Origin of the sequence: Pseudomonas sp. B21-054 (assembly GCF_026016345.1) — a bacterium.
GTDB lineage: Bacteria > Pseudomonadota > Gammaproteobacteria > Pseudomonadales > Pseudomonadaceae > Aquipseudomonas.
On the sequence record NZ_CP087204.1, the window covers coordinates 1,504,980 to 1,528,113 of the forward strand.

The window sequence follows — 23,134 nt, forward strand, 5'->3', positions numbered from 1 at the left end:
CAAGGTTTGCTCGCGATTGGGCGGCCATCACCACTGTGGGCGATGGGCGCCCAGCTCGGCTGCTGGCAGTGCCCATTGCAACGGCGTTCCGGTGATTTTCAGCGGCACTTGCAGCCGATGGGCCGGTCCCCACGGTGTTTGTTCTATCAGCAACCCCTGGTCGTCTTCGTCTTCAGGCCGCAATGCGGGCTGGGCGTGCGCTCCCTGTTCAATCAACAGCTTCGCCGTGCGGGCCAATGACAGACGTGCCGAGCCGCCGCGGCCGCTTTCCAGGCGTCGGGACAACAACACGATGGCGCTGGCCGCCATCAGGTACCCGGTGCCGTGGTCCAGCGCCTGCACCGGCAGCGGAGTCGGTTTGTCGGTGTGTTTCCAGGCCATGCCCGCTTCGGCGATGCCGCTGCTCATCTGCACCAGGCTGTCGAAGCCACGCCGGTTCTGCCACGGGCCGCTCCAGCCGTAGGCGTTGAGGCTGACGTCGATCAGGCCCGGGGCCAATTGCCGACGCTGTTCGGCGCCATAGCCCAGATGCTCCAGGGCATCGGCACGGTAGCCGTGCAGGAGGATGTCGGTGTCCTTGAGCAGCGCCTCGAACACCGCGCGATCATCGGGCCGATGCAAGTCGAGGCGGGTGCAGCGTTTGCCCAGGGTGACTTCCGGCACCACGCCGGGTTCGTTCCAGGTCGGTGGGTCGATGCGCAGGACATCGGCGCCCAGGCCTGCGAGGAAGCGGCTGGCGATGGGACCGGCCAGCACGCGGGTCAGGTCCAGCACCTTGAGGCCCGCCAGTGGCTGGGCCACGGAACCGAGCCAGGGCTGGTGCTGTTCGTCGACGCTTTTGTCCAAGTGCACCAGCGGCTCGGCATTCACCGCCGCGCCCTGGGGATGTGCCTGCCAGGCCTGCCACGAACGCATCTGGGCGGCACAACCGCCGGCGTCGATCACCGCTTGTTCCAGTTCGGTCTTGTTCCAGCGGGCCACTCTGCTCGCCATGTCGGTGCGGTCGATGCAGGGGCCGAGGACTTTCTCGGCGGCCAGGCGGTGATGCGGCGCGTTGGTATGCAGGCGAATCCAGCCGTCGGCGCAGGCGTAGTCGCCGGCCACCGGGTCCCACATCGGCGGCACGCTCCAGCCGATGGGGCGCAGGGACGTGGAGAACCAGAACGCGGCCAGGCGCCGGTCGACTTCGAGGGGCGGCAGGCGACCGGTTTGCTGGTGGATGAGCTCAGCGGCGGCCTGGCCGGCTGCAGCGATGCTGCCACAAGCCAGCTCCGTGACGGCGAACGCCGAGGGCAGGGCGCCTTCGCCAATGAAGGGGATCGGAGTCTTGGGCAAGCCGAGCGCGGCTTGCATGGACGTGAGCAGATCGGTCATCGAGGGCCCTCCAAAACGAGAGGGCCAGCATAGATCAAAATTCCGTTGGCGGTCGCTTCTCGGCCCAGCGGCAGCAGCCGGCACGACGATGGCGACCAGGCCGATGGCCAGGCTGGTGTAGGCGAGCAGGCCGAAGAGCAGTTGGGTGAGTTTTGAGGGACGGCGGTTCATGTGGCTTTGTGCAGGCATGCCCATGCCCCCTGTGGGAGCGAGCTTGCTCGCGAAGGCGGAGTAACAGGCACAGTTATTTTGACTGACACACCGCTATCGCGAGCAAGCTCGCTCCCACAGAAAAGCTCAATACTGCCGTGTCAGTTATTCGGCGTTGCACAACGCCAGGCAGTTATCGAGCATACGGTTGGAGAAGCCCCATTCGTTGTCATACCAGGCCAGTACCTTGAGCAGCTTGCCGCTGGCCTTGGTGTGGTTGGCGTCGAAGATCGACGACAGCGGGTTGTGGTTGAAATCGCTGGAGACCAGCGGCAGGGTGTTGTAGCCGAGGATCTTCGAATGCTGGCTGGCCTGGCGCAGCAGCTCGTTGACTTCCTCTGCCGAGGCTTCGCGCTTGAGCTGCACGGTGAGGTCCACCAGGGACACGTTGATCACCGGTACACGCACCGCCATGCCGGTCAGCTTGCCCGCCAGTTCCGGCAGTACCAGACCCACCGCTTCGGCGGCGCCGGTCTTGCTCGGGATCATGTTTTGGGTGGCCGAACGGGCGCGGTACGGGTCGGTGTGGTAGACGTCGGTCAGGTTCTGGTCGTTGGTGTAGGCGTGGATGGTGGTCATCAGGCCACTCTCGATGCCCAGCTCGCGGTGCAGCACCTGGGCCACCGGGGCCAGGCAGTTGGTGGTGCACGAAGCATTGGAAATGATCTGGTGGGACTGGCGCAGGATGTCGTGGTTCACGCCATACACCACGGTGGCATCGGCACCCTTGGCCGGGGCCGAAATGATCACCTTGCGGGCGCCGGCGGTGATGTGGGCCGCGGCCTTGGAGCGGTCGGTGAACAGACCGGTGCATTCGAACACCACGTCGATCTTCTCGGCAGCCCAGGGCAGTTCAGCCGGGTTGCGGATGGCGCTGACCGAGATGCGGTCGCCATTGACCGTCAGGCTTTCGTGATCGTGCTGGACGTCGGCATCGAAGGTGCCGTGAACCGTGTCGAACTTGAGCAGATGAGCGTTGATCGCACTGTCGCCCAGGTCATTGATGGCGACGATCTGCAAGTCGCGGCGATAGCCTTGGGTATACAGTGCACGGAGAACGTTGCGGCCGATGCGGCCAAAACCATTGATTGCAATTCGAAGAGTCATTAACTGCGCCGCCATCGATTTGTTGTTGGAATTACAAGATTATTCGCATAAAAATAGAAAACAAGCCTTTTTAGTGGCAATATTTTGTTTTATCTACAACGAGTGACCTGAATCAACTGGTCCGAATGGTCAATAAACCGTCTGTCGCCCAACGCCAGGGGGCTTTTGACCAGCATAGACAATCAGGTCGCCACACCCGTTAGCCTGGAGTTCTACACATGCATCCCCGCGTCCTTGAGGTCACCGAACGGCTTATCGCCCGCAGCCGCGCCACGCGTGAGGCTTACCTTGCATTGATCCGTGGAGCCGCCAGCGACGGTCCGATGCGCGGCAAGTTGCAATGCGCCAACTTCGCCCACGGCGTGGCCGGTTGCGGCACCGAAGACAAGCACCACCTGCGGATGATGAACGCCGCCAACATCGCCATCGTGTCCTCCTATAACGACATGCTCTCGGCCCACCAGCCTTACGAAACCTTTCCGGAACAGATCAAGAAAGCCCTGCGCGAGATCGGCTCGGTCGGCCAGTTCGCTGGCGGCACGCCCGCCATGTGCGACGGCGTGACCCAGGGCGAGGCGGGGATGGAGCTGAGCCTGCCGAGCCGCGAAGTGATCGCGCTGTCCACGGCGGTGGCGTTGTCCCATAACATGTTCGACGGCGCGTTGATGCTGGGCATCTGCGACAAGATCGTCCCGGGCCTGATGATGGGCGCGCTGCGCTTCGGTCACTTGCCGACGATCTTCGTGCCGGGCGGGCCGATGGTCTCGGGCATTTCCAACAAGGAAAAAGCCGACGTGCGCCAGCGCTACGCCGAAGGCAAGGCCACCCGCGAAGAGTTGCTGGAATCGGAGATGAAGTCCTACCACAGCCCAGGCACCTGCACCTTCTACGGCACGGCCAACACCAATCAATTGCTGATGGAAGTGATGGGCCTGCATTTGCCCGGCGCTTCGTTCGTCAACCCGAACACCCCGCTGCGCGATGCCCTGACTCGCGAAGCGGCGTTCCAGGTCACGCGCCTGACCAAGCAGAGCGGCAACTTCATGCCTATCGGCGAGATCGTCGATGAGCGTTCGCTGGTCAACTCCATCGTTGCCTTGCACGCCACCGGCGGCTCCACCAACCATACGCTGCACATGCCAGCCATCGCCATGGCGGCGGGCATCCAGCTGACCTGGCAGGACATGGCCGACCTCTCCGAGGTGGTGCCGACCCTGAGCCACGTCTATCCGAACGGCAAGGCTGACATCAACCACTTCCAGGCGGCAGGCGGCATGTCGTTCCTGATCCGCGAATTGCTGGAAGCCGGTCTGCTCCACGAAAACGTCAACACCGTGCTCGGTCACGGTCTGAGCCGCTACACCCAGGAGCCGTTCCTGGAAGATGGCGAGTTGGTGTGGCGCGATGGCCCGATCGAAAGCCTCGACGAAAACATCCTGCGCCCGGTGGCCCGCGCGTTCTCGCCGGAAGGTGGGTTGCGGGTGATGGAAGGCAACCTGGGGCGCGGCGTGATGAAGGTCTCCGCCGTGGCCCTGGAAAACCAGGTCGTCGAAGCCCCGGCCATGGTCTTCCAGGATCAGCAGGACCTGGCCGACGCGTTCAAGGCCGGTCTGCTGGAGAAGGATTTCGTCGCGGTGATGCGCTTCCAGGGGCCGCGCTCCAACGGCATGCCGGAGTTGCACAAGATGACGCCGTTCCTGGGTGTGTTGCAGGATCGTGGTTTCAAAGTGGCACTGGTGACCGACGGGCGCATGTCCGGCGCGTCGGGGAAAATCCCGGCGGCCATTCACGTCAGCCCCGAAGCTTATGTCGGTGGCGCGTTGGCCCGGGTGCAGGAGGGCGATATCATTCGCGTCGATGGCGTCGAAGGTACCTTGGAATTGAAGGTGGACGCCGCGCAATTCGCAGCGCGCGAACCTGCCAAGGGCCTGTTGGGCAACAACATCGGCACCGGTCGCGAGCTGTTTGGTTTCATGCGCATGGCCTTCAGCTCGGCAGAGCAGGGCGCCAGCGCCTTCACTTCTGCCCTGGAGACGCTTAATTGAAACTGGCTTTGGTCGGTGACATCGGTGGGACCAACGCACGTTTCGCGTTGTGGAAGAACCACAACCTGGAGAACATCCAGGTGCTGGCGACGGCAGACTATGCCTGCCCCGAAGAGGCCATCCAGGTTTACCTGGGCGGCCTGGGCATGCAGCCGGGGGCCATCGGTTCGGTGTGCCTGTCGGTGGCCGGTCCCGTGAGCGGCGATGAGTTTCGCTTCACCAACAACCACTGGCGCCTGAGCAACCAGGCGTTCTGCAAGACCTTGCAGGTGGAGAAGCTGCTGCTGGTCAACGACTTCTCGGCGATGGCCCTGGGCATGACCTGTCTGCGTCCCGATGAATACCGGGTCGTGTGCGAAGGCACCCCGGAGCCGATGCGCCCGGCGGTGGTGATCGGCCCGGGCACCGGGTTGGGCGTCGGTACGCTGCTGGACCTGGGTGAAGGCCGTTTCGCGGCGCTGCCAGGGGAGGGCGGCCATGTCGACCTGCCCATGAGCAGCCCGCGAGAGACCCAGCTCTGGCAGCACATCTACAACGAGATCGGCCACGTCAGCGCCGAAACCGCCTTGAGCGGCAGCGGTTTGCCTCGGGTGTACCGAGCCATTTGCGCAGTGGACGGGCACACGCCGGTGCTCGATACCCCCGAATCCATCACCGCAGCCGGCCTGGCTGGCGATCCCATTGCTCTGGAAGTGCTCGAACAGTTCTGCCGCTGGCTGGGACGCGTGGCCGGCAACAATGTGTTGACCCTGGGCGGACGCGGCGGCGTCTACATCGTCGGTGGCGTGGTCCCGCGTTTTGCCGATTTCTTCCTCGAAAGCGGTTTCGCCCGTTGCTTTGCCGACAAGGGCTGCATGAGCGATTACTTCAAGGGCATTCCGGTCTGGCTGGTGACCGCGCCGTATTCGGGCTTGATGGGGGCGGGCGTGGCGTTGGAGCAATCGGCACAAGCTTGAAGTTTGAACTGCGGACCTTGTGGGAGCGAGCTTGTTCGCGATGACGGAGTGTCAGTCGCCATTAAGGTTGACTGTTACACCGCTATCGCGAGCAAGCTCGCTCCCACAGGGGGTTTGTAGTGTGTTTGTAGTCCTCATCCATCAGGCATAATCCGCCCCAATCCAAATAACAAGGACGAGGCCCGTGAGTTCAGTGAACAAATCGATTTTGTTGGTCGACGACGACCAGGAGATTCGCGAACTGCTGGACACTTACCTCAGCCGCGCGGGTTTCCAGGTGCGCACCACGCCTGATGGGGCCGGGTTTCGCCAGGCGCTGAACGAGGCGCCGAGCGACCTGGTGATCCTCGACGTGATGCTGCCCGACGAGGACGGCTTCAGCCTTTGCCGCTGGGTTCGCCAACACCCGCGCCAGGCCCACGTGCCGATTATCATGCTCACCGCCAGTTCCGACGAGGCCGACCGGGTCATCGGCCTGGAGCTGGGGGCCGATGACTACCTGGGCAAACCCTTCAGCCCCCGGGAGTTGCAGGCGCGCATCAAGGCCCTGCTGCGCCGGGCGCAATTCGGCCAGGAACGTTCCGGCGGCGAAGTGCTGGCCTTCGATGAGTGGCGGCTGGACATGGTCAGTCACCGGCTGTTCCACACCGACGGTGAAGAGGTGATTCTCTCCGGCGCCGATTTCGCCCTGCTCAAGTTGTTTCTCGACCATCCCCAGGAAATCCTCGACCGCGACACCATCGGCAATGCTACCCGTGGCCGTGAATTGATGCCCTTGGATCGGATCGTCGACATGGCGGTCAGTCGCCTGCGCCAGCGTCTGCGTGACACCGACAAGCCGCCGCGGTTGATCCGTACGGTACGCGGCAGTGGTTATCAACTGGCGGCCAGTGTGGTTGCCAGCAATGGTCATTGATTGGATCAGGAAAGTCGCTCGACGAATACCGGTGCCGCGCTCGCTGCTGGGACGGATGCTGTTGCTGACCTTGCTGGTGGTGCTGTTCGCCCAGACCCTGTCCAGCCTGATCTGGGTCTCGCAGTTGCGCGCCACCCAGCTCGAAGGCCTGGTCACCAGCGCCCGCAGCCTGGCCCATTCAATGACCGCCAGCGTCAGCTATTTGCGCTCGCTGCCGGTGGCTTACCGGCCGCTGGTGCTGGATCAGTTGCGCAGCATGGGCGGTACGCGATTTGTCGTCACGCTCAACGACAAGCCCCTGGGCATGGACGTGCTGCCGGTCACACCGCGCAAGCTGGCGGTGCTCAAGGCGGTGGACGATGTGCTGCGCCGGTCCCTGGGTAATAGCGCCGATATCTCGGTCAATTTTGTCAGCCCGGACGATCTGCGGATTTTCAACGCCGGGCTCAAGCTCGACGAACTGCCCCGTTCATGGGCCCACTACGCCTTGACGCTTGAGCCTGTGAACCCGCCGGTGCTGGTCACGCAAATCCAGATGGCCCCGGGCGAATGGCTGTACATCGCCTCGTTGCTGCCCGAACCTTACACCGCGCTCGAAGAGCAAGACCTGCCCAAGCAACAGGTCGGCTTCATCGTCCTCACCAGCAGCCTGCTGTTGCTGTTCATTGGCTTGCTGGTGCATTGGCAGAGCCGGCCCCTCAAGCGCTTGGCCCGGGCCGCGCGGGACATGTCCCTGGGCGCTGAAGTGGAACCGGTGGCCGAGGGCGGTGGCAGCGAAGTGGTGGAGGTGGGCCGGGCATTCAATGCCATGCGCGAGCGCATCAGCCGTTACCTGACCGAACGCAGCCAACTGTTCAGCGCGATCTCCCATGACTTGCGCACGCCCATCACCCGCTTGCGCTTGCGGGTCGAGCTGCTGGAAGACGAAAACCTGCAGGCCAAGTTCGGCCGCGACCTGGACGAGTTGGAGTTGTTGGTCAAAGGCGCGCTGCAATGCGTCAAGGACACTGACATCCACGAGAACATCGAGCCGGTGGACCTCAACCATGTGCTCGATTGCCTGGTGGAGCCTTACCTGGCGCCCAACGGCAACGGCCGGGTGACCCAGGATGGCCGGGCGCTGGCGCCGTATCCCGGCAAGCCGCTGGCCCTCAAGCGCTGCATCGGCAACCTGATCGACAATGCCTTGAAATACGGACAGAACGCCCATCTGCACATCGATGACGATGAAATCGCGTTCATCCTGCACGTCGACGACGAAGGCCCGGGTGTGCCGGAACAGCGCCTGGAGCAAGTCTTCGAACCGCACTTCCGCCTCGCCGGGCAACAGCAGGGTTATGGCCTGGGCCTGGGCATTGCCCGCAACATCGCCCACAGCCATGGCGGCGAAGTCAGCCTGCAGAACCTGCGCGAGGGTGGGTTGCGGGTGACGTTGCAGTTGCCTCGCAGTGTGGAATAGCCGGACCGCGTTATCGTTCATCGCGAGCAAGCTCGCTCCCACAAGGGATTTGGGTTGAACATAGAATCCATGAACACTGTGTACTCCGTGTGGGAGCGAGCTTGCTCGCGATAGCGTCAGTAGCTCCGATCTCTCATTCAGAGTTATGTCACAAGTCGGTGACATAACTCGCCCCTTTCGTTACCTGCCACTCCTCATCCCTTGTTTAGACTCCCTGCGTCAAAACAACAAAAAAGGTACCGCTTGATGGACACCTTCCAACCGGCCTTCAGCAGTTGGCTGAACGCGCCTGCCCACCAGCAATGGCTGGCCGCCGAAGGCTTGCGACTGCTGGCGTTCGCCAAGGCATCGAAGCTGCCGGATGGCTTCGGCAACCTGGACGAGCTGGGGCGCCTGCCGGCCAATGCCCGGGCCGAGACCATGAACACCGCGCGCATGACCCACAGTTTCGCCATGGCACACATCCAGGGCCTGCCGGGGTTCACCGAGCTGGTGGATCACGGCGTCGAGGCCCTGAGCGGCCCTTTGCGCGACGCCGAACATGGCGGCTGGTTCGCCACGGCGCAGCCCCCTGAAGACAACACCGGCAAGGCCGCCTACCTGCATGCCTTCGTGGCCTTGGCCGCCAGTTCCGCGGTGGTGGCCCAGCGTCCCGGCGCCCAGGCACTGCTGGACGAAGCGGTGCGGGTCATCGACGAGCATTTCTGGAGCGAGGAAGAGGGCGCCCTGCGCGAGTCCTTCAATCGTGACTGGAGCGAGGAAGAGGCGTACCGCGGTGCCAATAGCAACATGCACGCCACCGAAGCGTTCCTGGCCCTGGCCGATGCCACCGACGATCCGCGCTGGCTGGCCCGTGCCCTGCACATCGTCGAACGAGTGATCCACGGCCATGCCGCCGCCAACGACTACCTGGTGGTGGAGCATTTCGATCGCGATTGGCAGCCGTTGCGCGAATACAACCACGACAATCCCGCCGACGGTTTCCGCCCGTACGGCACTACCCCCGGCCACGGTTTCGAATGGGCGCGGTTGCTGCTGCACCTTGAAGCGGCGCGGGTGCAGATCGGTATGCTGACCCCCGGTTGGTTGGCCCAGGATGCGCAAAAGCTCTTCGACCAGAACTGTCGTCACGGTTGGAATGTCGATGGTGCGCCAGGCATTGTCTACACGCTGGATTGGGACAATCGCGCGGTGGTTCGCCATCGCCTGCATTGGGTGCACGCCGAAGCGGCGGCCGCTGCCAGCGCCTTGCTCAAGCGCACCGACGAGGCGAAATACGAAGCCTGGTACCGACTGTTCTGGGAGTTTTGTGACAAGCATTTCATCGACCGCTGCAACGGCAGTTGGCATCACGAACTCGACCCGAAAAACAGCCCTAGCGCCGACATCTGGCCAGGCAAGCCGGACCTGTATCACGCCTGGCAGGCGGTGCTGATTCCACGCTTGCCCCTGGCACCCAGCATGGCCACGGCCCTGGCGAGACTCTCCAGTCCCGCCCCTGTGTAACCATGTCGTGACATTTGCACGTCCCTTCGTTACCTGCGAAGGGATTTCCCCTGTTTAGAATCCGTGCAGCGCAAGCTCCAGACTTGCATGCATAACAACAAGAAAGGTACTTCTAGATGAATGCGATTTCTCGCCTCGCTACTGTCATTTCTCTTGCTTCCCTGCTTCCCGTCGCAGCCTTCCCTGTCACCACCCTTGCCGCCGAATCCAAAGGTTCCGTGGAAGTCGTCCACTGGTGGACGTCGGGTGGTGAAAAAGCCGCGATCGATGTGCTCAAGGCTCAGGTAGAGAAAGATGGCTTTACCTGGAAGGACGGCGCTGTCGCCGGTGGTGGCGGTTCCACTGCCATGACTGTGCTCAAGAGTCGTGCCGTGGCCGGCAACCCACCGGGCGTCGCCCAGATCAAGGGCCCGGACATCCAGGAATGGGCGTCCACCGGGCTGCTCGACACCGACATCCTGAAAGACGTTGCCAAAGCAGAAAAGTGGGACAGCCTGCTCGACAAGAAAGTCTCCGATACCGTGAAGTACGAAGGTGACTACGTGGCCGTGCCGGTGAACATTCACCGCGTCAACTGGCTGTGGATCAACCCGGAAGTCTTCAAGAAGGCCGGCATCACCAAGAACCCAACCACCCTCGCAGAGTTCTACGCCGCCGGTGACAAGCTCAAGGCCGCGGGCTTCATTCCGCTCGCCCACGGTGGCCAGCCTTGGCAGGACAGCACCGTGTTCGAAGCCGTGGTGCTCTCGGTCATGGGCGCCGATGGCTACAAAAAGGCCCTGGTCGACCTGGACAGCGAGGCGCTGACCGGTAAGGCCATGATCGAGGCGCTGACCGAGTTGAAGAAAGTCGCGACCTACATGGACGCCGACGGCAAGGGTCAGGACTGGAACCTGGAAGCGGCCAAGGTCATCAACGGCAAGGCCGGCATGCAGATCATGGGTGACTGGGCCAAGAGCGAATGGACCGCGGCGAAGAAAGTCGCTGGCAAGGACTACGAGTGCGTAGCCTTCCCGGGCACCGAGAAGGCGTTCACCTACAACATCGACTCCCTGGCGGTGTTCAAGCAGAAAGACAAAGGTACTGCGGCCGGTCAGCAGGATATCGCCAAGGTTGTGCTGGGTGAAAATTTCCAAAAGGTCTTCAGCATCAACAAAGGCTCGATCCCGGTGCGTACCGACATGCTGGCTGACATGGCCAAGTACGGTTTCGATTCCTGCGCCCAGACCGCTGCCAAGGACTTCCTGACTGACGCCAAGTCTGGCGGCCTGCAGCCGAGCATGGCGCACAACATGGCGACCACGCTGGCGGTCCAGGGGGCGTTCTTTGACGTGGTGACCAACTACATCAACGACCCGAAAGCCGACCCTGCCGATGCCGCCAAGAAACTGGGCGCAGCGGTTCAGTCTGCCAAGTAATTTGCGCCGCGGTCCCTTGTGGGAGCGAGTTTTTGTGGTGAGGGGATTTAGCGAAACGTCGCACCGCCCCGATGGGTCGCGCAGCGGCCCCGAAAAGTTGCAATGGCGGAGTGTCAGAAACACCGCATGCAATGGTTTTGCGGCTGCTTCGCAGCCGATCGGGGATAAATCCCCTCGCCACAGAGCCCGCTCCCACAAGGGAATGTTCTTGTAATCTTTCATCTGTACTGGATTTCCCCATGAGTTCTGTTGCTGTGTTCAGCAAGGCCTCGCCGTTCGATGCATTGCAGCGCTGGCTCCCAAAACTGGTGCTGGCGCCGAGCATGTTCATCGTTCTGGTGGGCTTCTATGGCTATATCTTGTGGACGTTCGTCCTGTCGTTCACCACGTCGACGTTCCTGCCCAACTACAAATGGGCGGGCCTGGCGCAATACGCACGGCTGATGGACAACGACCGCTGGTGGGTGGCGAGCAAGAACCTGGCGCTGTTCGGCGGCATGTTCATCGGCATCACCCTGGTGATCGGCGTACTGCTGGCGGTGTTTCTTGACCAGCGTATTCGTCGCGAAGGGTTCATCCGCACCATTTACCTGTACCCGATGGCGCTCTCGATGATCGTCACCGGTACCGCCTGGAAATGGCTACTCAACCCCGGCATGGGCCTGGACAAATTGTTGCGTGACTGGGGTTGGGAAGGCTTCCGCCTGGATTGGCTGATCGACCCGGACCGGGTGGTGTATTGCCTGGTGATCGCGGCGGTATGGCAAGCCTCGGGCTTCATCATGGCGATGTTCCTCGCTGGCCTGCGCGGTGTCGATCAATCGATCATTCGTGCCGCGCAGATCGATGGCGCGAGCATGCCGCGTATCTACTGGAAAGTGGTGCTGCCAAGCCTGCGTCCGGTGTTCTTCAGCGCTGTGATGATCCTGGCGCACATCGCGATCAAGAGTTTCGACCTGGTGGCGGCGATGACGGCCGGCGGCCCGGGTTACTCCTCTGACCTGCCGGCCATGTTCATGTATTCCTTCACCTTCAGTCGCGGCCAGATGGGCATGGGCTCGGCCAGTGCAATCCTGATGCTCGGTGCGATTCTCGCGATCATCGTGCCTTACCTGTACTCCGAGCTGAGGACCAAGCGTCATGACTAGTCTCGCTGCCAAACCTTCCATCAGCCTGAGTCGGATCGCGATCTACGCGGTGTTGATCCTCGCTGTATTGCTTTACCTGGTGCCGCTGGTGGTCATGCTGTTGACCAGCTTCAAGACGCCGGAAGACATCAATACCGGCAACCTGCTGAGCTGGCCGACCGTGGTCAGCGGCATCGGCTGGGTCAAGGCCTGGGCCACGGTGGATGGCTACTTCTGGAACTCGATCAAGATCACCGTTCCGGCGGTGCTGATCTCCACCGCCATCGGAGCGCTGAACGGCTACGTGTTGTCGATGTGGCGCTTTCGTGGTTCGCAGCTGTTCTTCGGCCTGTTGCTGTTCGGGTGCTTCCTGCCGTTCCAGACCGTCCTGCTGCCAGCCTCGTTCACCCTCGGCAAGATGGGCCTGGCCAGTACCACCACGGGCCTGGTGTTCGTGCATGTGGTCTACGGCCTGGCGTTCACCACGCTGTTCTTCCGCAACTACTACGTCAGCATTCCCGACGCGCTGGTGAAGGCTGCGCGGCTGGACGGTGCGGGTTTCTTCACCATCTTCCGGCGGATCATCCTGCCGATGTCCACCCCGATCATCATGGTCTGCCTGATCTGGCAGTTCACACAGATCTGGAACGATTTCCTGTTCGGCGTGGTGTTCTCCAGCGGCGATTCGCAGCCCATCACGGTGGCGCTGAACAACTTGGTCAACACCAGTACCGGGGCCAAGGAATACAACGTTGATATGGCGGCGGCGATGATCGCCGGGCTGCCGACCCTGCTGGTCTATGTGGTCGCAGGCAAGTATTTCGTGCGCGGCCTGACGGCCGGCGCAGTCAAGGGGTAATCATGGCAACGCTCGAACTTCGCAATGTAAACAAGACCTACGGTGCCGGCCTGCCGGACACCCTGAAGAACATCGAGTTGTCGATCAAGGACGGCGAGTTCCTGATCCTCGTCGGCCCTTCGGGCTGCGGCAAGTCGACGCTGATGAACTGCATCGCCGGCCTCGAGACCATCACCGGCGGCGCGATCATGATCGGTGACCAGGATGTCAGCGGCATGAGCCCGAAGGATCGCGACATCGCCATGGTGTTCCAGTCCTATGCGCTGTACCCGACCATGAGCGTGCGCGAGAACATCGAGTTCGGCCTGAAGATCCGCAAGATGAACCAGTCGGCCATCGACGAAGAAGTCAACCGCGTGGCCAAGCTGTTGCAGATCGAACACCTGCTCAATCGCAAGCCCGGCCAGCTTTCCGGCGGCCAGCAACAACGCGTGGCCATGGGCCGGGCGCTGGCGCGGCGGCCGAAGATCTACCTGTTCGACGAACCGCTGTCCAACCTCGACGCCAAGCTGCGGGTCGAGATGCGTACCGAAATGAAGCTGATGCACCAGCGCCTGAAGACCACCACGGTCTACGTGACCCACGACCAGATCGAAGCCATGACCCTGGGCGACAAAGTGGCGGTGATGAAGGACGGGATCATCCAGCAGTTCGGCACGCCGAAAGACATCTACACCAACCCGGCCAACCTGTTCGTGGCGAGCTTCATCGGTTCGCCGCCGATGAACTTCATCCCCCTGCGCCTGCAACGCAAGGACGGCCGCCTGCTGGCGCTGCTCGACAGTGGCCAGGCCCGTTGCGAGTTGCCAATGGGCATGCAGGACGCCGGCCTGGAAGACCGCGAAGTGATCCTCGGCCTGCGTCCGGAACAGATCGCGCTGGCGGGCAGCGAGGCCAATGGCTTGCCGACCATTCGCGCTGAAGTGCAGGTCACCGAGCCTACCGGGCCGGACACCCTGGTGTTCGTCAACCTCAACGACACCAAGGTGTGCTGCCGCCTGGCGCCGGACGTGGCGCCACAGCCCGGGGAAACCCTGACGCTGCAATTCGATCCGTCGAAAGTGCTGCTGTTCGACGCCCAGTCCGGCGAACGCCTGGGCGTGGCCGGCCAGCCACAGGCTGACGTGCGGAGCGCCAACGTGGCGCAGTTCAAAGGCCGATGAAGAACAAATGTGGGAGCCTGCGTGCGCCCACAAAGAAGGAGTATGCGGTGAGTGGGGGACCACCCGCCGCAATCGTTGTAAACCGCGTTAGATAAAAACAGTTAATAACAATAAAGACGAGGATGTAGGGATGAAGAAGAAAAACAACGCCCAGCTAATCTGCCAGCTGTCAGCCGTTGCGGCGATGATGCTGGCCGGTAGCGCACACGCGGCCGACGCGTTCAGCGCCGACTCGAAGTGGATGACGGGTGACTGGGGCGGTGAACGGACCAAGCTGATCGAGCAAGGCATCGATATCAAGGCTGACTTCGTCGGTGAGATGGGTGCCAATCTCCACGGCGGCTACAACGATGACAAGACAGCGCGCTGGTCCCAGCAGTTTGGCTTGGGCGTAGCCCTCGACCTGGAGAAGCTGGCGGGTTGGGGAGATACAGAGGCCAAGATACAGTTCACCCGACGTGATGGTCGCAACATCTCCAACGACCGTATCGGTGATCCACGTGCCGGTACCCTCAGTTCTTCCCAGGAAGTGTGGGGTCGTGGGCAAACCACCCGTCTGACCCAGTTGTGGATCAAGCAGAAGTATTTCGACAGTAAGCTGGATGTCAAAGCCGGTTATTTCGGTGAAGGCGAAGACTTCAACACCTTCCCGTGCGAGTTCCAGAACCTGGCGTTCTGCGGTTCCCAGGCGGGTAACTGGGCCACTGGCATCTGGTACAACTGGCCGATCATGCAGGCGGCCATTCGCGTTAAATACAACCTCACGCCTGAGCTTTATGCGCAAATCGGCGCGTACAACCAGAACCCTTCGCAGTTGGAAAACAAGAACCGCTACAAGCTCAGCGGCAGTGGCACCAAGGGCACCCTCATTCCGGTCGAGTTGGTCTGGTCGCCCAAGCTCAATAATCTGCCGGGCGAGTACCGTGTGGGTTACTACAAAAGTACGGCCAAGGCTGATGACGTCCGTGAGGATGACAATGGTGACGACGCCGCGAGAAGCGGTAACGCCTATCGCAGCCACAGCAGTAAGGACGGCTACTGGTTCGTCGCGCAGCAACAGCTCACCACTCACAACGGTGACGCTTCGCGCGGTCTGAACATTGCGGCCAACGCCACCTTCCACGACAAGGAAACCAACATCGTCGACAACTACCAGTCGCTGATGTTCGTGTACAAGGGGCCGTTCGATGCGCGTCCTAAAGATGATGTCGGGATCGGTTTCTCCCGGATCCATGTCAACGAAGATGTGAAGAAAAACGCCGAGCTGGTCAACGTTGCCAATGGTGTCTCCGACTACGATGATCCGCTGTTCACGCCGTTGCGTAGCACTGAATACAACTACGAGGTCAACTACGGTTTCCACGTTACCAACTGGCTGACCGTGCGTCCTAACCTGCAATACATCACTCACCCGGGCGGTGTGGATGAAGTCGACAACGCGCTGGTGGCCGGCCTGAAAATTCAGTCGGTGTTCTAACGCTGTTGCGATAAGCTCCTCTCTATGTGCGCATATTTGCGGACAGCCAAGGCTGTCCGCTTTTTTTTGGGGAGCGCATGGTTAGCGCGTCACAAAAAATTGAGTATTCAATGATCTCCAGGACCGCGGCCCATGCATGAGCATCCGCTACAACGCTTTTTCAGATCCTTGCGCGAACGCCCGGTGTTTGCGTGGGAGCGTTATCGGCAGCGCGATGTGCTGGTGATCGATCATCCGCTGTGCCAGGCGGTGTTCAGCCGCCAGGGTGCGCAGTTGCTGCACTTTCAACCGCGCGGCCAGAAGCCTTGGTTGTGGTGTGCGGCCAAGTGGCCACAGGTCGGGGCGATACGCGGCGGGGTGCCGGTGTGCTGGCCGTGGTATGGCCGTCATCCGAGCGAAAACGCCTGGCCGTCCCATGGTTGGGCGCGCCTGATCGATTGGAAACTGCTCGACAGCCGCAGTGATGACGAAGGCGTGCACCTGCATTGGCAGTTGCAACTGTGCGACTGGCAGGTTGATCTGCATGCCGACCTGGGTGAGCGCATGGAGTTGCGCTTGAGCACCGAGCATCAAGACAGCTTGCCTTGCCAGCTGAGCCAGGCTTTGCACGCCTATTGGCGTATTGGTGACATCGGTGAGGTAGCGCTGTCCGGGCTCGAAGGCGCGCAGGGATACGACCAGTTGAGCCGTGCAGTTTGCCAGCAGGAAGGCGAGTTGCGGGTCGAGGGTGGTTGTCAGCGGGTGTTCCAGCACGAGGGAGAATTGCAGCTCAAGGACCACGCCTGGCAGCGGGAACTGTGCATCGACACGGGCGACAGCGCCGACACCGTGGTGTGGCATCCCGGCGCGCGGCCATTGCTGGGGGTGAGTTGGGACGAGGTGTCGGAATTCGTCTGTGTCGAAGCGGCCAGTGGCGGCACCGATAGCCTGTGCCTGGCGCCGGGGGAACGGGCGCACCTGAGTCTGCAGGCGCGGATGGGGGCTTGATTCAGGTTTGTGGGTGTCGCTGCTGGCCTCATCGCGAGCAAGCTCGCTCCCACGTTGGGGTTTGGATGGACACAAGATTTGTATCCGGTACAAAACCACTGTGGGAGCGAGCTTGCTCGCGATAGCGATCCATCAGGCGAAACAATACTCAAGCCGGTTCAGTTGAACTCATCCCCCACCGGATACCGGCTGGCATTCAAACTTTCCTTGATCTTGCGCAAATGCGGTTGGAAGTCCACGCCCCGGCGTAGGGTCATGCCGGTGGCGAGCACATCCAGCACGGTGAGCTGGATGATCCGCGAGGTCATCGGCATGTAGATGTCGGTGTCTTCGGGCAGCGGAATGTTCAGGCTCAAGGTACTGGCCTTGGCCAGGGGCGAGCCTTCGGCGGTCAGGCCCAATACCGAGGCGCCGTTTTCCCGGGCGATGCGCGCCACTTCCACCAACTCACGGGTACGACCGGTGTAGGAAATGATCACGAACAGCTCACCGGTATGGGCCACCGACGCAATCATGCGTTGCATCAGCACATCGGCGTGGGCGGTCACCGCCAGGTTGAAACGGAAAAACTTGTGCTGGGCATCCAGCGCCACAGGCGCCGAAGCACCGAGGCCGAAGAAGTGGATCTGGCGGGCCTGGATCAGCAGATCGACGGCCCGGCTGATCAAATTCGGATCAAGGGCCTGGCAGGCGCTGTCCAATGAGGCAATGGCACTGCCAAAGATTTTCCGGGTGTAAGCTTCCGGATTGTCATCGGCCTCCACCGCACGGCTGACATAAGCGGCGCCGCTGGCCAGGCTCTGGGCCAGTTGCAGCTTGAGTTCCGGGTAACCGCTGACGCCGAATGAACGGCAGAAACGGTTGACCGTAGGCTCGCTGACCGACGCGGCCTGGGCGAGGGCGGCGATGCTGAAGCGGGTGGCCTGCTGTGGGTTGAGCAGGATCACCTCGGCCACCTTGCGTTCGGCCTTGTTCAGGTCTTCAAGGCGACTCTGGATCTGCTCCAGTAAATTTCGCACGCGGTCCATACAAGATTCCTAGAAAGACGGGTCTTTGATACGACCCTTTGCGGTGGCCTATCCTACTGATGGCTCTGACGGACCACCACTCGGAATCGGAATTTTCGAAAAATGTTGTGGTTATTACTACATTTTTCCTTGAGTGATACCTTGAAAAAAGGTATTTGTAGCTTAACTTGATAAAAGAACAAACATCATGCATTCCATAACGGTTGAACCGTGCACATTTGCCTTGTTCGGTGCGTTGGGCGATCTGGCCTTGCGCAAGCTTTTTCCTGCCCTTTATCAACTCGATGGCGCGGACTTGCTGCACGAGGACACGCGGATCATCGCGTTGGCCCGTGAACCCGGCAGCGAGCAGCAGCACCTGGCGTTCATCGCCGCTGAACTGCGCCGCTACGTGGGCGACAAGGACCTCAACGAAACCGTGCTCGAGCGCTTCCTGGCGCGACTGAGTTACCTGCACGTGGATTTCCTCAAGGCCGACGACTACGTCGCCCTGGCCGAGCGGGTCGGTTCGGCCCCGCAGGTGATCGCCTATTTCGCCACCCCGGCAGCGGTCTACGGCGCAATCTGCGAGAACCTGGCCAAGGTCGGCTTGAGCGAAAACACCCGTGTGGTGCTGGAGAAACCCATCGGCTCGGACCTGGAATCCTCGCGCAAGGTCAACGACGCCGTGGCGCAGTTCTTCCCGGAAAACCGCACCTATCGCATCGACCACTACCTGGGCAAAGAGACGGTACAGAACCTGATCGCGTTGCGGTTCGCCAACAGCCTGTTCGAAACCCAGTGGAACCAGAACTACATTTCCCACGTGGAAATCACTGTGGCCGAGAAGGTCGGCATCGAAGGCCGCTGGGGCTATTTCGACAAGGCCGGTCAACTGCGGGACATGATCCAGAACCACCTGTTGCAGCTGCTGTGTCTGATCGCCATGGATCCGCCGGCTGACTTGTCCGCCGATAGCATCCGTGACGAGAAGGTCAAGGTGCTCAAGGCCCTGGCGCCCATCAGCCCGGAAGGCCTGACCACCCAGGTGGTGCGCGGCCAGTACATCGCCGGTCACAGCGAAGGCAAGGCTGTACCGGGTTACCTCGAAGAACCCAATTCCAATACCCAGAGCGACACCGAAACCTTCGTCGCCCTGCGCGCCGACATTCGCAACTGGCGCTGGGCCGGGGTGCCGTTTTACCTGCGTACCGGCAAGCGCATGCCGCAGAAGCTGTCGCAGATCGTCATTCACTTCAAGGAACCGTCCCACTACATCTTCGCGCCCGAGCAGCGCCTGCAGATCAGCAACAAACTGATCATCCGCCTGCAACCGGACGAAGGCATTTCCTTGCGAGTGATGACCAAGGAGCAAGGCCTGGACAAGGGCATGCAATTGCGCAGCGGTCCGCTGCAACTCAACTTCTCCGACACCTATCGCAGCGCACGGATACCCGATGCCTATGAGCGGTTGTTGCTGGAAGTCATGAACGGCAATCAGAACCTGTTTGTCCGTAAAGATGAAATTGAAGCCGCGTGGACGTGGTGTGACCAGTTGATCGCCGGGTGGAAGAAATCCGGCGATGCACCCAAGCCGTATGCGGCCGGGTCCTGGGGGCCGATGAGCTCCATTGCACTGATCACGCGGGATGGGAGGTCATGGTATGGCGATATCTGAAGTGAAACTGCCCCAGGGCGTCAGCGCCCTCGAATTCAAAAGCCCGGTGTTGTTGGCTGAAGGCTTGGCGTTGAAAGTGGCCGAGCAGTTGCGTGCCGCGCTTGATGCGCGTGGTGCGGCGACCCTGGTGGTGTCCGGCGGTCGTAGCCCGGTGGCATTTTTCCAGAGCCTGGCCAAACAGCCGCTGGACTGGTCGAAGGTGGTGGTGAGCCTGGCCGATGAGCGCTGGGTGCCGGTTGAACATGCCGACAGCAATGCCGGCCTGCTCAAGCGTTATCTGCTGCAAGGTGCCGCGGCCAAGGCCCAGTTCCTGAGCCTCTACAGTGCCAGCGCCAATCTGGAGGCGGCGGCCGAACAAGCGGATCGCTTGCTGGCCGAGCTGCCGCCCATCGACGTGCTGATCTTGGGCATGGGCGATGACGGGCACACCGCCTCGCTGTTCCCTGGCAGTCCGAACCTGGCCGAAGCCCTGGATGTCAACGGTACGCGCCGTTGCTGGCCGATGTTGGCGCCGACCGTGCCGCACCAGCGCTTGACCATGAGCCGCGCCTTGCTGGCCTCGGCGAAACACAAAGTGCTGTCGATTTCCGGTCAGTCGAAATTGACCACCCTGAACGCCGCAGTGGCCGGTGACGATGTCGCCGAAATGCCGATCCGCGCGTTTCTGCAACCTACGTTAGAGATTTACTGGTGCCCATGAACCAAGGATCAGCCGCTATGAAAAACCCTTCCCCGACCGTTTCCATGGCGGACAAAGTTACCCTGATCGACAGCCTCTGCGCCAAGGCGCGGATCCTGCCGGTGATCACCATCGCTCGCGAACAGGACATCCTGCCGTTGGCTGACGCCCTGGCTGCCGGTGGCTTGACGGCGCTGGAAGTGACCTTGCGTTCCCAGTACGGCCTCAAGGCCATCCAGGTGCTGCGCGAACAGCGTCCGGAACTGGTGACCGGCGCTGGTACCGTGCTCGACCGGCACATGCTGGCCGCCGCCGAGGCCGCCGGTTCGCAGTTCATCGTCACCCCGGGCATCACCCGTGACCTGCTCGAGGCCAGCGTTGCCAGTCCTATCCCATTGCTGCCGGGCATCAGCAACGCCTCCGGCATCATGGAAGGCTACGGCCTGGGCTATCGCCGCTTCAAGTTGTTCCCGGCGGAAGTCAGCGGCGGCGTCGCGGCCATCAAGGCCTTGGGCGGCCCGTTCGGCGAAGTGAAATTCTGCCCGACCGGCGGCGTGAGCCCGGCCAACATCAAGAGCTACATGGCATTGAAAAACGTGATGTGCGTGGGCGGTAGCTGGATGCTTGATCCGGAGTGGATCAAGAACGGCGACTGGGCCCGCATCCAGGAATGCACCGCCGAGGCGCTGGCGCTGCTGGACTGATTAGCTTTACCGAAACCTCGTTGGGTGTTCTACGGCTTTACGGTGCGCTTGGTCGGCGCGCCGTTTTTTTTGGACCGGGATTTGTCGCGTCAAATGGGCCTGACATTAAACCTGTGGCGAGGGGATTTAGCGAAACGTCGCACCGCTCCGCTGGGCTGCGCAGCAGACCCCAAAAAAACAGGGCCGCTTCGCGCCCCAACGGGGATAAATCCCCTCGCCACAATTATGTTCGGCTCAATTCCATCAGCGCCTGGACCAACCGCTGGATATCACCGGCCAGGGTGGTCAGTCCCGGGGTAATACGGATGCACGGCCCGACGCTGGTGTGGCGGACCACGGTGAAGATCCCATAGTCGTTGAGCAGTCGATCGGCCATCGCCTGCTGGTCCGTCTGGGCGGTGAAGCGCATCGAGGTGATGCCGCAATACAGGCTCGGATCGTCCGGGGTCATGACTTCGATACCCGGTACATCACGCACGGCGTTCACCCACAGGTCCCGCAGGTACTTGAGCCGCGCGCCCTTGGCCGCAGCGCCGCCCAGGGCATAGTGCTCCTCGAATACCAGGGGTAGGGTCAGCAGGGCCGGGATGTTGGGCGTGCTATGGGGGGTGCGCGAGCGGACGTCGGTGACGGGATAATGCCCTTCGTCCATGTCCGGGTCGATGTCGGCCAGCCGCTGCGGAGCAATGTATAAGAAACCCAGGGCCAGGGGCCCGCCGATCCACTTCTGCAGGTTGAATCCGGCGAAGTGAATGCCGAGTTTCTTGATGTCGAAATCGATCTGGCCCAAGGCATGGGCCCCATCGAGAATGATATCGACGTTAAACTCCTGGGCCGTCTCGGCAATAGCCTGGACCGGCATCACCAAGCCGGTGAGGTGGTTGACGTAAGTCAGCGCCATCAGCTTCACGCGAGGGTGGTCAATGAACGCTTTGCGATAGGTGCCCACCAGGCTTTCCAAACTGGCGGGGTGCTGATGGACCAGTTCGATCACCTCTGCGCCACGCTGTCGGGCCAGCCAGCGCATTGCGCTTTTGACCGCCGCGTACTCCAGGTCACAGACCAGCACCTGATCCCCCGGCTTCAGCCTGTTGTAGTTGCGGATCAACGATTGCAGAGCATCCACTGCGCTGGTGGCCATCGCCACGGTTTGCGGTGCTACATGGATCAGTTGCGCCACTTGTTGGCGAATCACTTCGTCCTGTTCCTGGTCGAAATGCTGGCGTACATACACCGAATTGCTGCGGTTGATGAAGGCGATATTGCGCTGGTATTCCTCGACCACGGTTCGCGACATGCGACCGAAGTAGCCGTTTTCCAGATTGAGCGGCCCCTCGGTGTCGACCTCATAACGGCCGACATAGGTCTGCCAGAAGGCTTCATCGTGGGCGCGCAGGGTATTTTCAGGCATGGGCGGGGCTCAATCGGTTAGTGGCGAGGCTTGGGTTTGCCGTGCTTGGCGCGCAATGGGTCGAGCAGATCCGACAGGCCGTTGTGGTCGATTTCCTGCATCAATGCCAGTAAACCGCCCAATTCTCCGTGGGGAAAACCTTCGCGGGCGAACCAGTTCAGGTATTGGCCAGGCAGGTCGGCGAGGATTCGCCCCTTGTATTTCCCAAAGGGCATCTGGCGTGTGACCAGCAGTTCGAGCTTTTCCGGGTTCATGGCGATCGTCTTGATTCAAACCACTTGGAAAATACAGGCATTCTGCATGCAGGCCAAATGACAGATCATGCAAATAACGCGGATACAGATTCTTGGGTGTTTTATAACGTATTGAATTTAAATGAATTTATGTGTGGCTTGAGGCTGGCACGGCCGATGCAATATCCCTTGTAGGTTTTATTCACCGAGCAAAGGAACTGAAAAATGACCGACATTAATAAAGAATCCATTTCCGTCCTGAATGACCTGATCGAGACCAGCAAAGATGGTCAGGAAGGCTTCAAGACCTGCGCTGAAGACATCAAGCATCCAGAACTCAAATCGCTGTTTGTCCAGCGCGCCGCCGATTGCGCCACCGCTGCTGCCGAACTGCAAGCGGCCGTTCGTGCGCTGGGCGGCGACCCGGAAACTTCTACCAGCGTAGCCGGTGACCTGCACCGCCGTTGGGTGGACGTGAAGTCCATGTTCACCGGCAAGGACGAGGAAGCGGTGCTCAACGAAGCCGAGCGTGGCGAAGACCATGCGCTCAAGGCTTACAAAGAAGCGCTGGAAAAAATCACCAAGCACAACCTGGTCGGTATTCGCGATCTGGTCGAGCGTCAGTACCACGGCGTTCAACGCAACCATGACCAGGTCAAGGCGCTGCGTAACCAGGCACGCGCCCGTTCTTAAACGCGCCCTGAACTAAAAGAACGCCAGCTTGCCTGGCGTTTTTTTGTGGGAGGCTGCTCAGATTGAAAGTGAACACCGTTGTGGCGAGGGGATAAATCCCCTCGCCACAAAAGCGTTCGCTTCAG

20 protein-coding genes are annotated in these 23,134 nt (G+C 61.2%); 15 read left to right on the forward strand and 5 right to left on the reverse strand.

The window, feature by feature from the left end:
- Positions 1-27: 27 nt before the first annotated feature.
- Together LOY70_RS06660 and gap are read right to left on the reverse strand one after the other, a co-directional pair.
- Positions 28-1,374, reverse strand: coding sequence for a CoA transferase (locus LOY70_RS06660; protein ID WP_265034830.1), 1,347 nt, complete (start codon positions 1,372-1,374; stop codon positions 28-30).
- A 315-nt stretch (positions 1,375-1,689) separates the two neighbouring features.
- Entirely contained in the window at positions 1,690-2,691 is a 1,002-nt protein-coding gene (gap, locus tag LOY70_RS06665; protein ID WP_025212237.1) for a type I glyceraldehyde-3-phosphate dehydrogenase, read from the reverse strand.
- A gap of 218 nt (positions 2,692-2,909) precedes the next feature.
- Between gap and edd the strand changes: the two genes are divergently transcribed.
- The 11 genes from edd to LOY70_RS06720 all read left to right on the forward strand — a co-directional run bounded on the left by edd (position 2,910) and on the right by LOY70_RS06720 (position 16,604).
- Positions 2,910-4,736, forward strand: a complete 1,827-nt coding sequence (gene edd, locus LOY70_RS06670; RefSeq protein WP_265034833.1) for a phosphogluconate dehydratase — start codon at positions 2,910-2,912, stop codon at positions 4,734-4,736.
- A complete protein-coding gene (locus LOY70_RS06675; protein ID WP_265034835.1) occupies positions 4,733-5,692 on the forward strand; it encodes a glucokinase in 960 nt (319 codons plus the stop codon). Before edd ends, LOY70_RS06675 begins: the two co-directional genes overlap by 4 nt.
- Before the next feature lie 184 nt (positions 5,693-5,876).
- Entirely contained in the window at positions 5,877-6,608 is a 732-nt protein-coding gene (locus tag LOY70_RS06680; RefSeq protein WP_025212240.1) for a response regulator, read from the forward strand.
- Positions 6,598-8,067, forward strand: a complete 1,470-nt coding sequence (locus tag LOY70_RS06685) for an ATP-binding protein (protein ID WP_265034838.1) — start codon at positions 6,598-6,600, stop codon at positions 8,065-8,067. Before LOY70_RS06680 ends, LOY70_RS06685 begins: the two co-directional genes overlap by 11 nt.
- Positions 8,068-8,313: 246 nt before the next feature.
- Complete coding sequence (locus LOY70_RS06690; RefSeq protein WP_265034840.1) at positions 8,314-9,573, forward strand: AGE family epimerase/isomerase; 1,260 nt, start codon at positions 8,314-8,316, stop codon at positions 9,571-9,573.
- A 116-nt stretch (positions 9,574-9,689) separates the two neighbouring features.
- Positions 9,690-10,991: an ABC transporter substrate-binding protein gene (locus LOY70_RS06695; protein ID WP_265034842.1), complete on the forward strand. Its 1,302-nt coding sequence runs from the start codon at positions 9,690-9,692 to the stop codon at positions 10,989-10,991.
- 239 nt (positions 10,992-11,230) lie between these two features.
- Positions 11,231-12,139, forward strand: coding sequence for a carbohydrate ABC transporter permease (locus LOY70_RS06700; protein ID WP_135844059.1), 909 nt, complete (start codon positions 11,231-11,233; stop codon positions 12,137-12,139).
- Entirely contained in the window at positions 12,132-12,977 is an 846-nt protein-coding gene (locus LOY70_RS06705; protein WP_025212245.1) for a carbohydrate ABC transporter permease, read from the forward strand. Before LOY70_RS06700 ends, LOY70_RS06705 begins: the two co-directional genes overlap by 8 nt.
- Before the next feature lie 2 nt (positions 12,978-12,979).
- On the forward strand, positions 12,980-14,140 hold the full coding sequence (locus LOY70_RS06710) for an ABC transporter ATP-binding protein (protein ID WP_123342410.1): 1,161 nt from the start codon (positions 12,980-12,982) through the stop codon (positions 14,138-14,140).
- Positions 14,141-14,270: 130 nt separating this feature from the next.
- Complete coding sequence (locus tag LOY70_RS06715; protein ID WP_265034847.1) at positions 14,271-15,617, forward strand: carbohydrate porin; 1,347 nt, start codon at positions 14,271-14,273, stop codon at positions 15,615-15,617.
- Between the two features lie 132 nt (positions 15,618-15,749).
- On the forward strand, positions 15,750-16,604 hold the full coding sequence (locus LOY70_RS06720) for a D-hexose-6-phosphate mutarotase (protein ID WP_265034849.1): 855 nt from the start codon (positions 15,750-15,752) through the stop codon (positions 16,602-16,604).
- 158 nt (positions 16,605-16,762) lie between these two features.
- Here LOY70_RS06720 and LOY70_RS06725 read toward each other — a convergent pair whose 3' ends face one another.
- The gene (locus tag LOY70_RS06725) at positions 16,763-17,623 is read right to left on the reverse strand and encodes a MurR/RpiR family transcriptional regulator (RefSeq protein WP_171061416.1); all 861 of its coding nucleotides are present in this window, start codon (positions 17,621-17,623) and stop codon (positions 16,763-16,765) included.
- A gap of 196 nt (positions 17,624-17,819) precedes the next feature.
- Between LOY70_RS06725 and zwf the strand changes: the two genes are divergently transcribed.
- From zwf to LOY70_RS06740, 3 genes are read left to right on the forward strand one after another with little or no spacing between them, the layout of a single operon-like run.
- The gene (gene zwf, locus LOY70_RS06730; RefSeq protein WP_265034851.1) at positions 17,820-19,289 is read left to right on the forward strand and encodes a glucose-6-phosphate dehydrogenase; all 1,470 of its coding nucleotides are present in this window, start codon (positions 17,820-17,822) and stop codon (positions 19,287-19,289) included.
- Positions 19,276-19,989 (forward strand): 6-phosphogluconolactonase, encoded by a 714-nt coding sequence (gene pgl / locus LOY70_RS06735; protein ID WP_123417235.1) that lies wholly within the window; start codon positions 19,276-19,278, stop codon positions 19,987-19,989. The genes zwf and pgl overlap by 14 nt, the downstream gene beginning before the upstream one ends.
- 17 nt (positions 19,990-20,006) lie before the next feature.
- On the forward strand, positions 20,007-20,672 hold the full coding sequence (locus LOY70_RS06740) for a bifunctional 4-hydroxy-2-oxoglutarate aldolase/2-dehydro-3-deoxy-phosphogluconate aldolase (RefSeq protein WP_123417234.1): 666 nt from the start codon (positions 20,007-20,009) through the stop codon (positions 20,670-20,672).
- A 223-nt stretch (positions 20,673-20,895) separates the two neighbouring features.
- Here LOY70_RS06740 and LOY70_RS06745 read toward each other — a convergent pair whose 3' ends face one another.
- Complete coding sequence (locus tag LOY70_RS06745) at positions 20,896-22,083, reverse strand: aminotransferase class V-fold PLP-dependent enzyme (protein WP_265034856.1); 1,188 nt, start codon at positions 22,081-22,083, stop codon at positions 20,896-20,898.
- A gap of 17 nt (positions 22,084-22,100) precedes the next feature.
- The gene (locus LOY70_RS06750) at positions 22,101-22,337 is read right to left on the reverse strand and encodes a DUF3820 family protein (RefSeq protein ID WP_025212254.1); all 237 of its coding nucleotides are present in this window, start codon (positions 22,335-22,337) and stop codon (positions 22,101-22,103) included.
- 204 nt (positions 22,338-22,541) lie between these two features.
- Here LOY70_RS06750 and LOY70_RS06755 point away from each other — a divergent pair, with 204 nt between their 5' ends.
- Positions 22,542-23,009 (forward strand): ferritin-like domain-containing protein, encoded by a 468-nt coding sequence (locus LOY70_RS06755; protein WP_265034859.1) that lies wholly within the window; start codon positions 22,542-22,544, stop codon positions 23,007-23,009.
- The last annotated feature ends 125 nt before the right edge of the window (positions 23,010-23,134 follow it).

Coding starts and splice junctions, on each gene's coding strand:
- LOY70_RS06710 (WP_123342410.1), top strand. CDS start 12,980: ATGGCAACGCTCGAACTTCGCAATGTAAACAAGACCTACGGTGCCGGC.
- LOY70_RS06695 (WP_265034842.1), top strand. CDS start 9,690: ATGAATGCGATTTCTCGCCTCGCTACTGTCATTTCTCTTGCTTCCCTG.
- gap (WP_025212237.1), bottom strand. CDS start 2,691: ATGACTCTTCGAATTGCAATCAATGGTTTTGGCCGCATCGGCCGCAAC.
- LOY70_RS06705 (WP_025212245.1), top strand. CDS start 12,132: ATGACTAGTCTCGCTGCCAAACCTTCCATCAGCCTGAGTCGGATCGCG.
- LOY70_RS06690 (WP_265034840.1), top strand. CDS start 8,314: ATGGACACCTTCCAACCGGCCTTCAGCAGTTGGCTGAACGCGCCTGCC.
- LOY70_RS06660 (WP_265034830.1), bottom strand. CDS start 1,374: ATGACCGATCTGCTCACGTCCATGCAAGCCGCGCTCGGCTTGCCCAAG.
- LOY70_RS06715 (WP_265034847.1), top strand. CDS start 14,271: ATGAAGAAGAAAAACAACGCCCAGCTAATCTGCCAGCTGTCAGCCGTT.
- LOY70_RS06720 (WP_265034849.1), top strand. CDS start 15,750: ATGCATGAGCATCCGCTACAACGCTTTTTCAGATCCTTGCGCGAACGC.
- pgl (WP_123417235.1), top strand. CDS start 19,276: ATGGCGATATCTGAAGTGAAACTGCCCCAGGGCGTCAGCGCCCTCGAA.
- LOY70_RS06750 (WP_025212254.1), bottom strand. CDS start 22,337: ATGAACCCGGAAAAGCTCGAACTGCTGGTCACACGCCAGATGCCCTTT.
- LOY70_RS06685 (WP_265034838.1), top strand. CDS start 6,598: ATGGTCATTGATTGGATCAGGAAAGTCGCTCGACGAATACCGGTGCCG.
- LOY70_RS06700 (WP_135844059.1), top strand. CDS start 11,231: ATGAGTTCTGTTGCTGTGTTCAGCAAGGCCTCGCCGTTCGATGCATTG.
- LOY70_RS06755 (WP_265034859.1), top strand. CDS start 22,542: ATGACCGACATTAATAAAGAATCCATTTCCGTCCTGAATGACCTGATC.
- edd (WP_265034833.1), top strand. CDS start 2,910: ATGCATCCCCGCGTCCTTGAGGTCACCGAACGGCTTATCGCCCGCAGC.
- zwf (WP_265034851.1), top strand. CDS start 17,820: ATGCATTCCATAACGGTTGAACCGTGCACATTTGCCTTGTTCGGTGCG.
- LOY70_RS06740 (WP_123417234.1), top strand. CDS start 20,007: ATGAAAAACCCTTCCCCGACCGTTTCCATGGCGGACAAAGTTACCCTG.
- LOY70_RS06745 (WP_265034856.1), bottom strand. CDS start 22,083: ATGCCTGAAAATACCCTGCGCGCCCACGATGAAGCCTTCTGGCAGACC.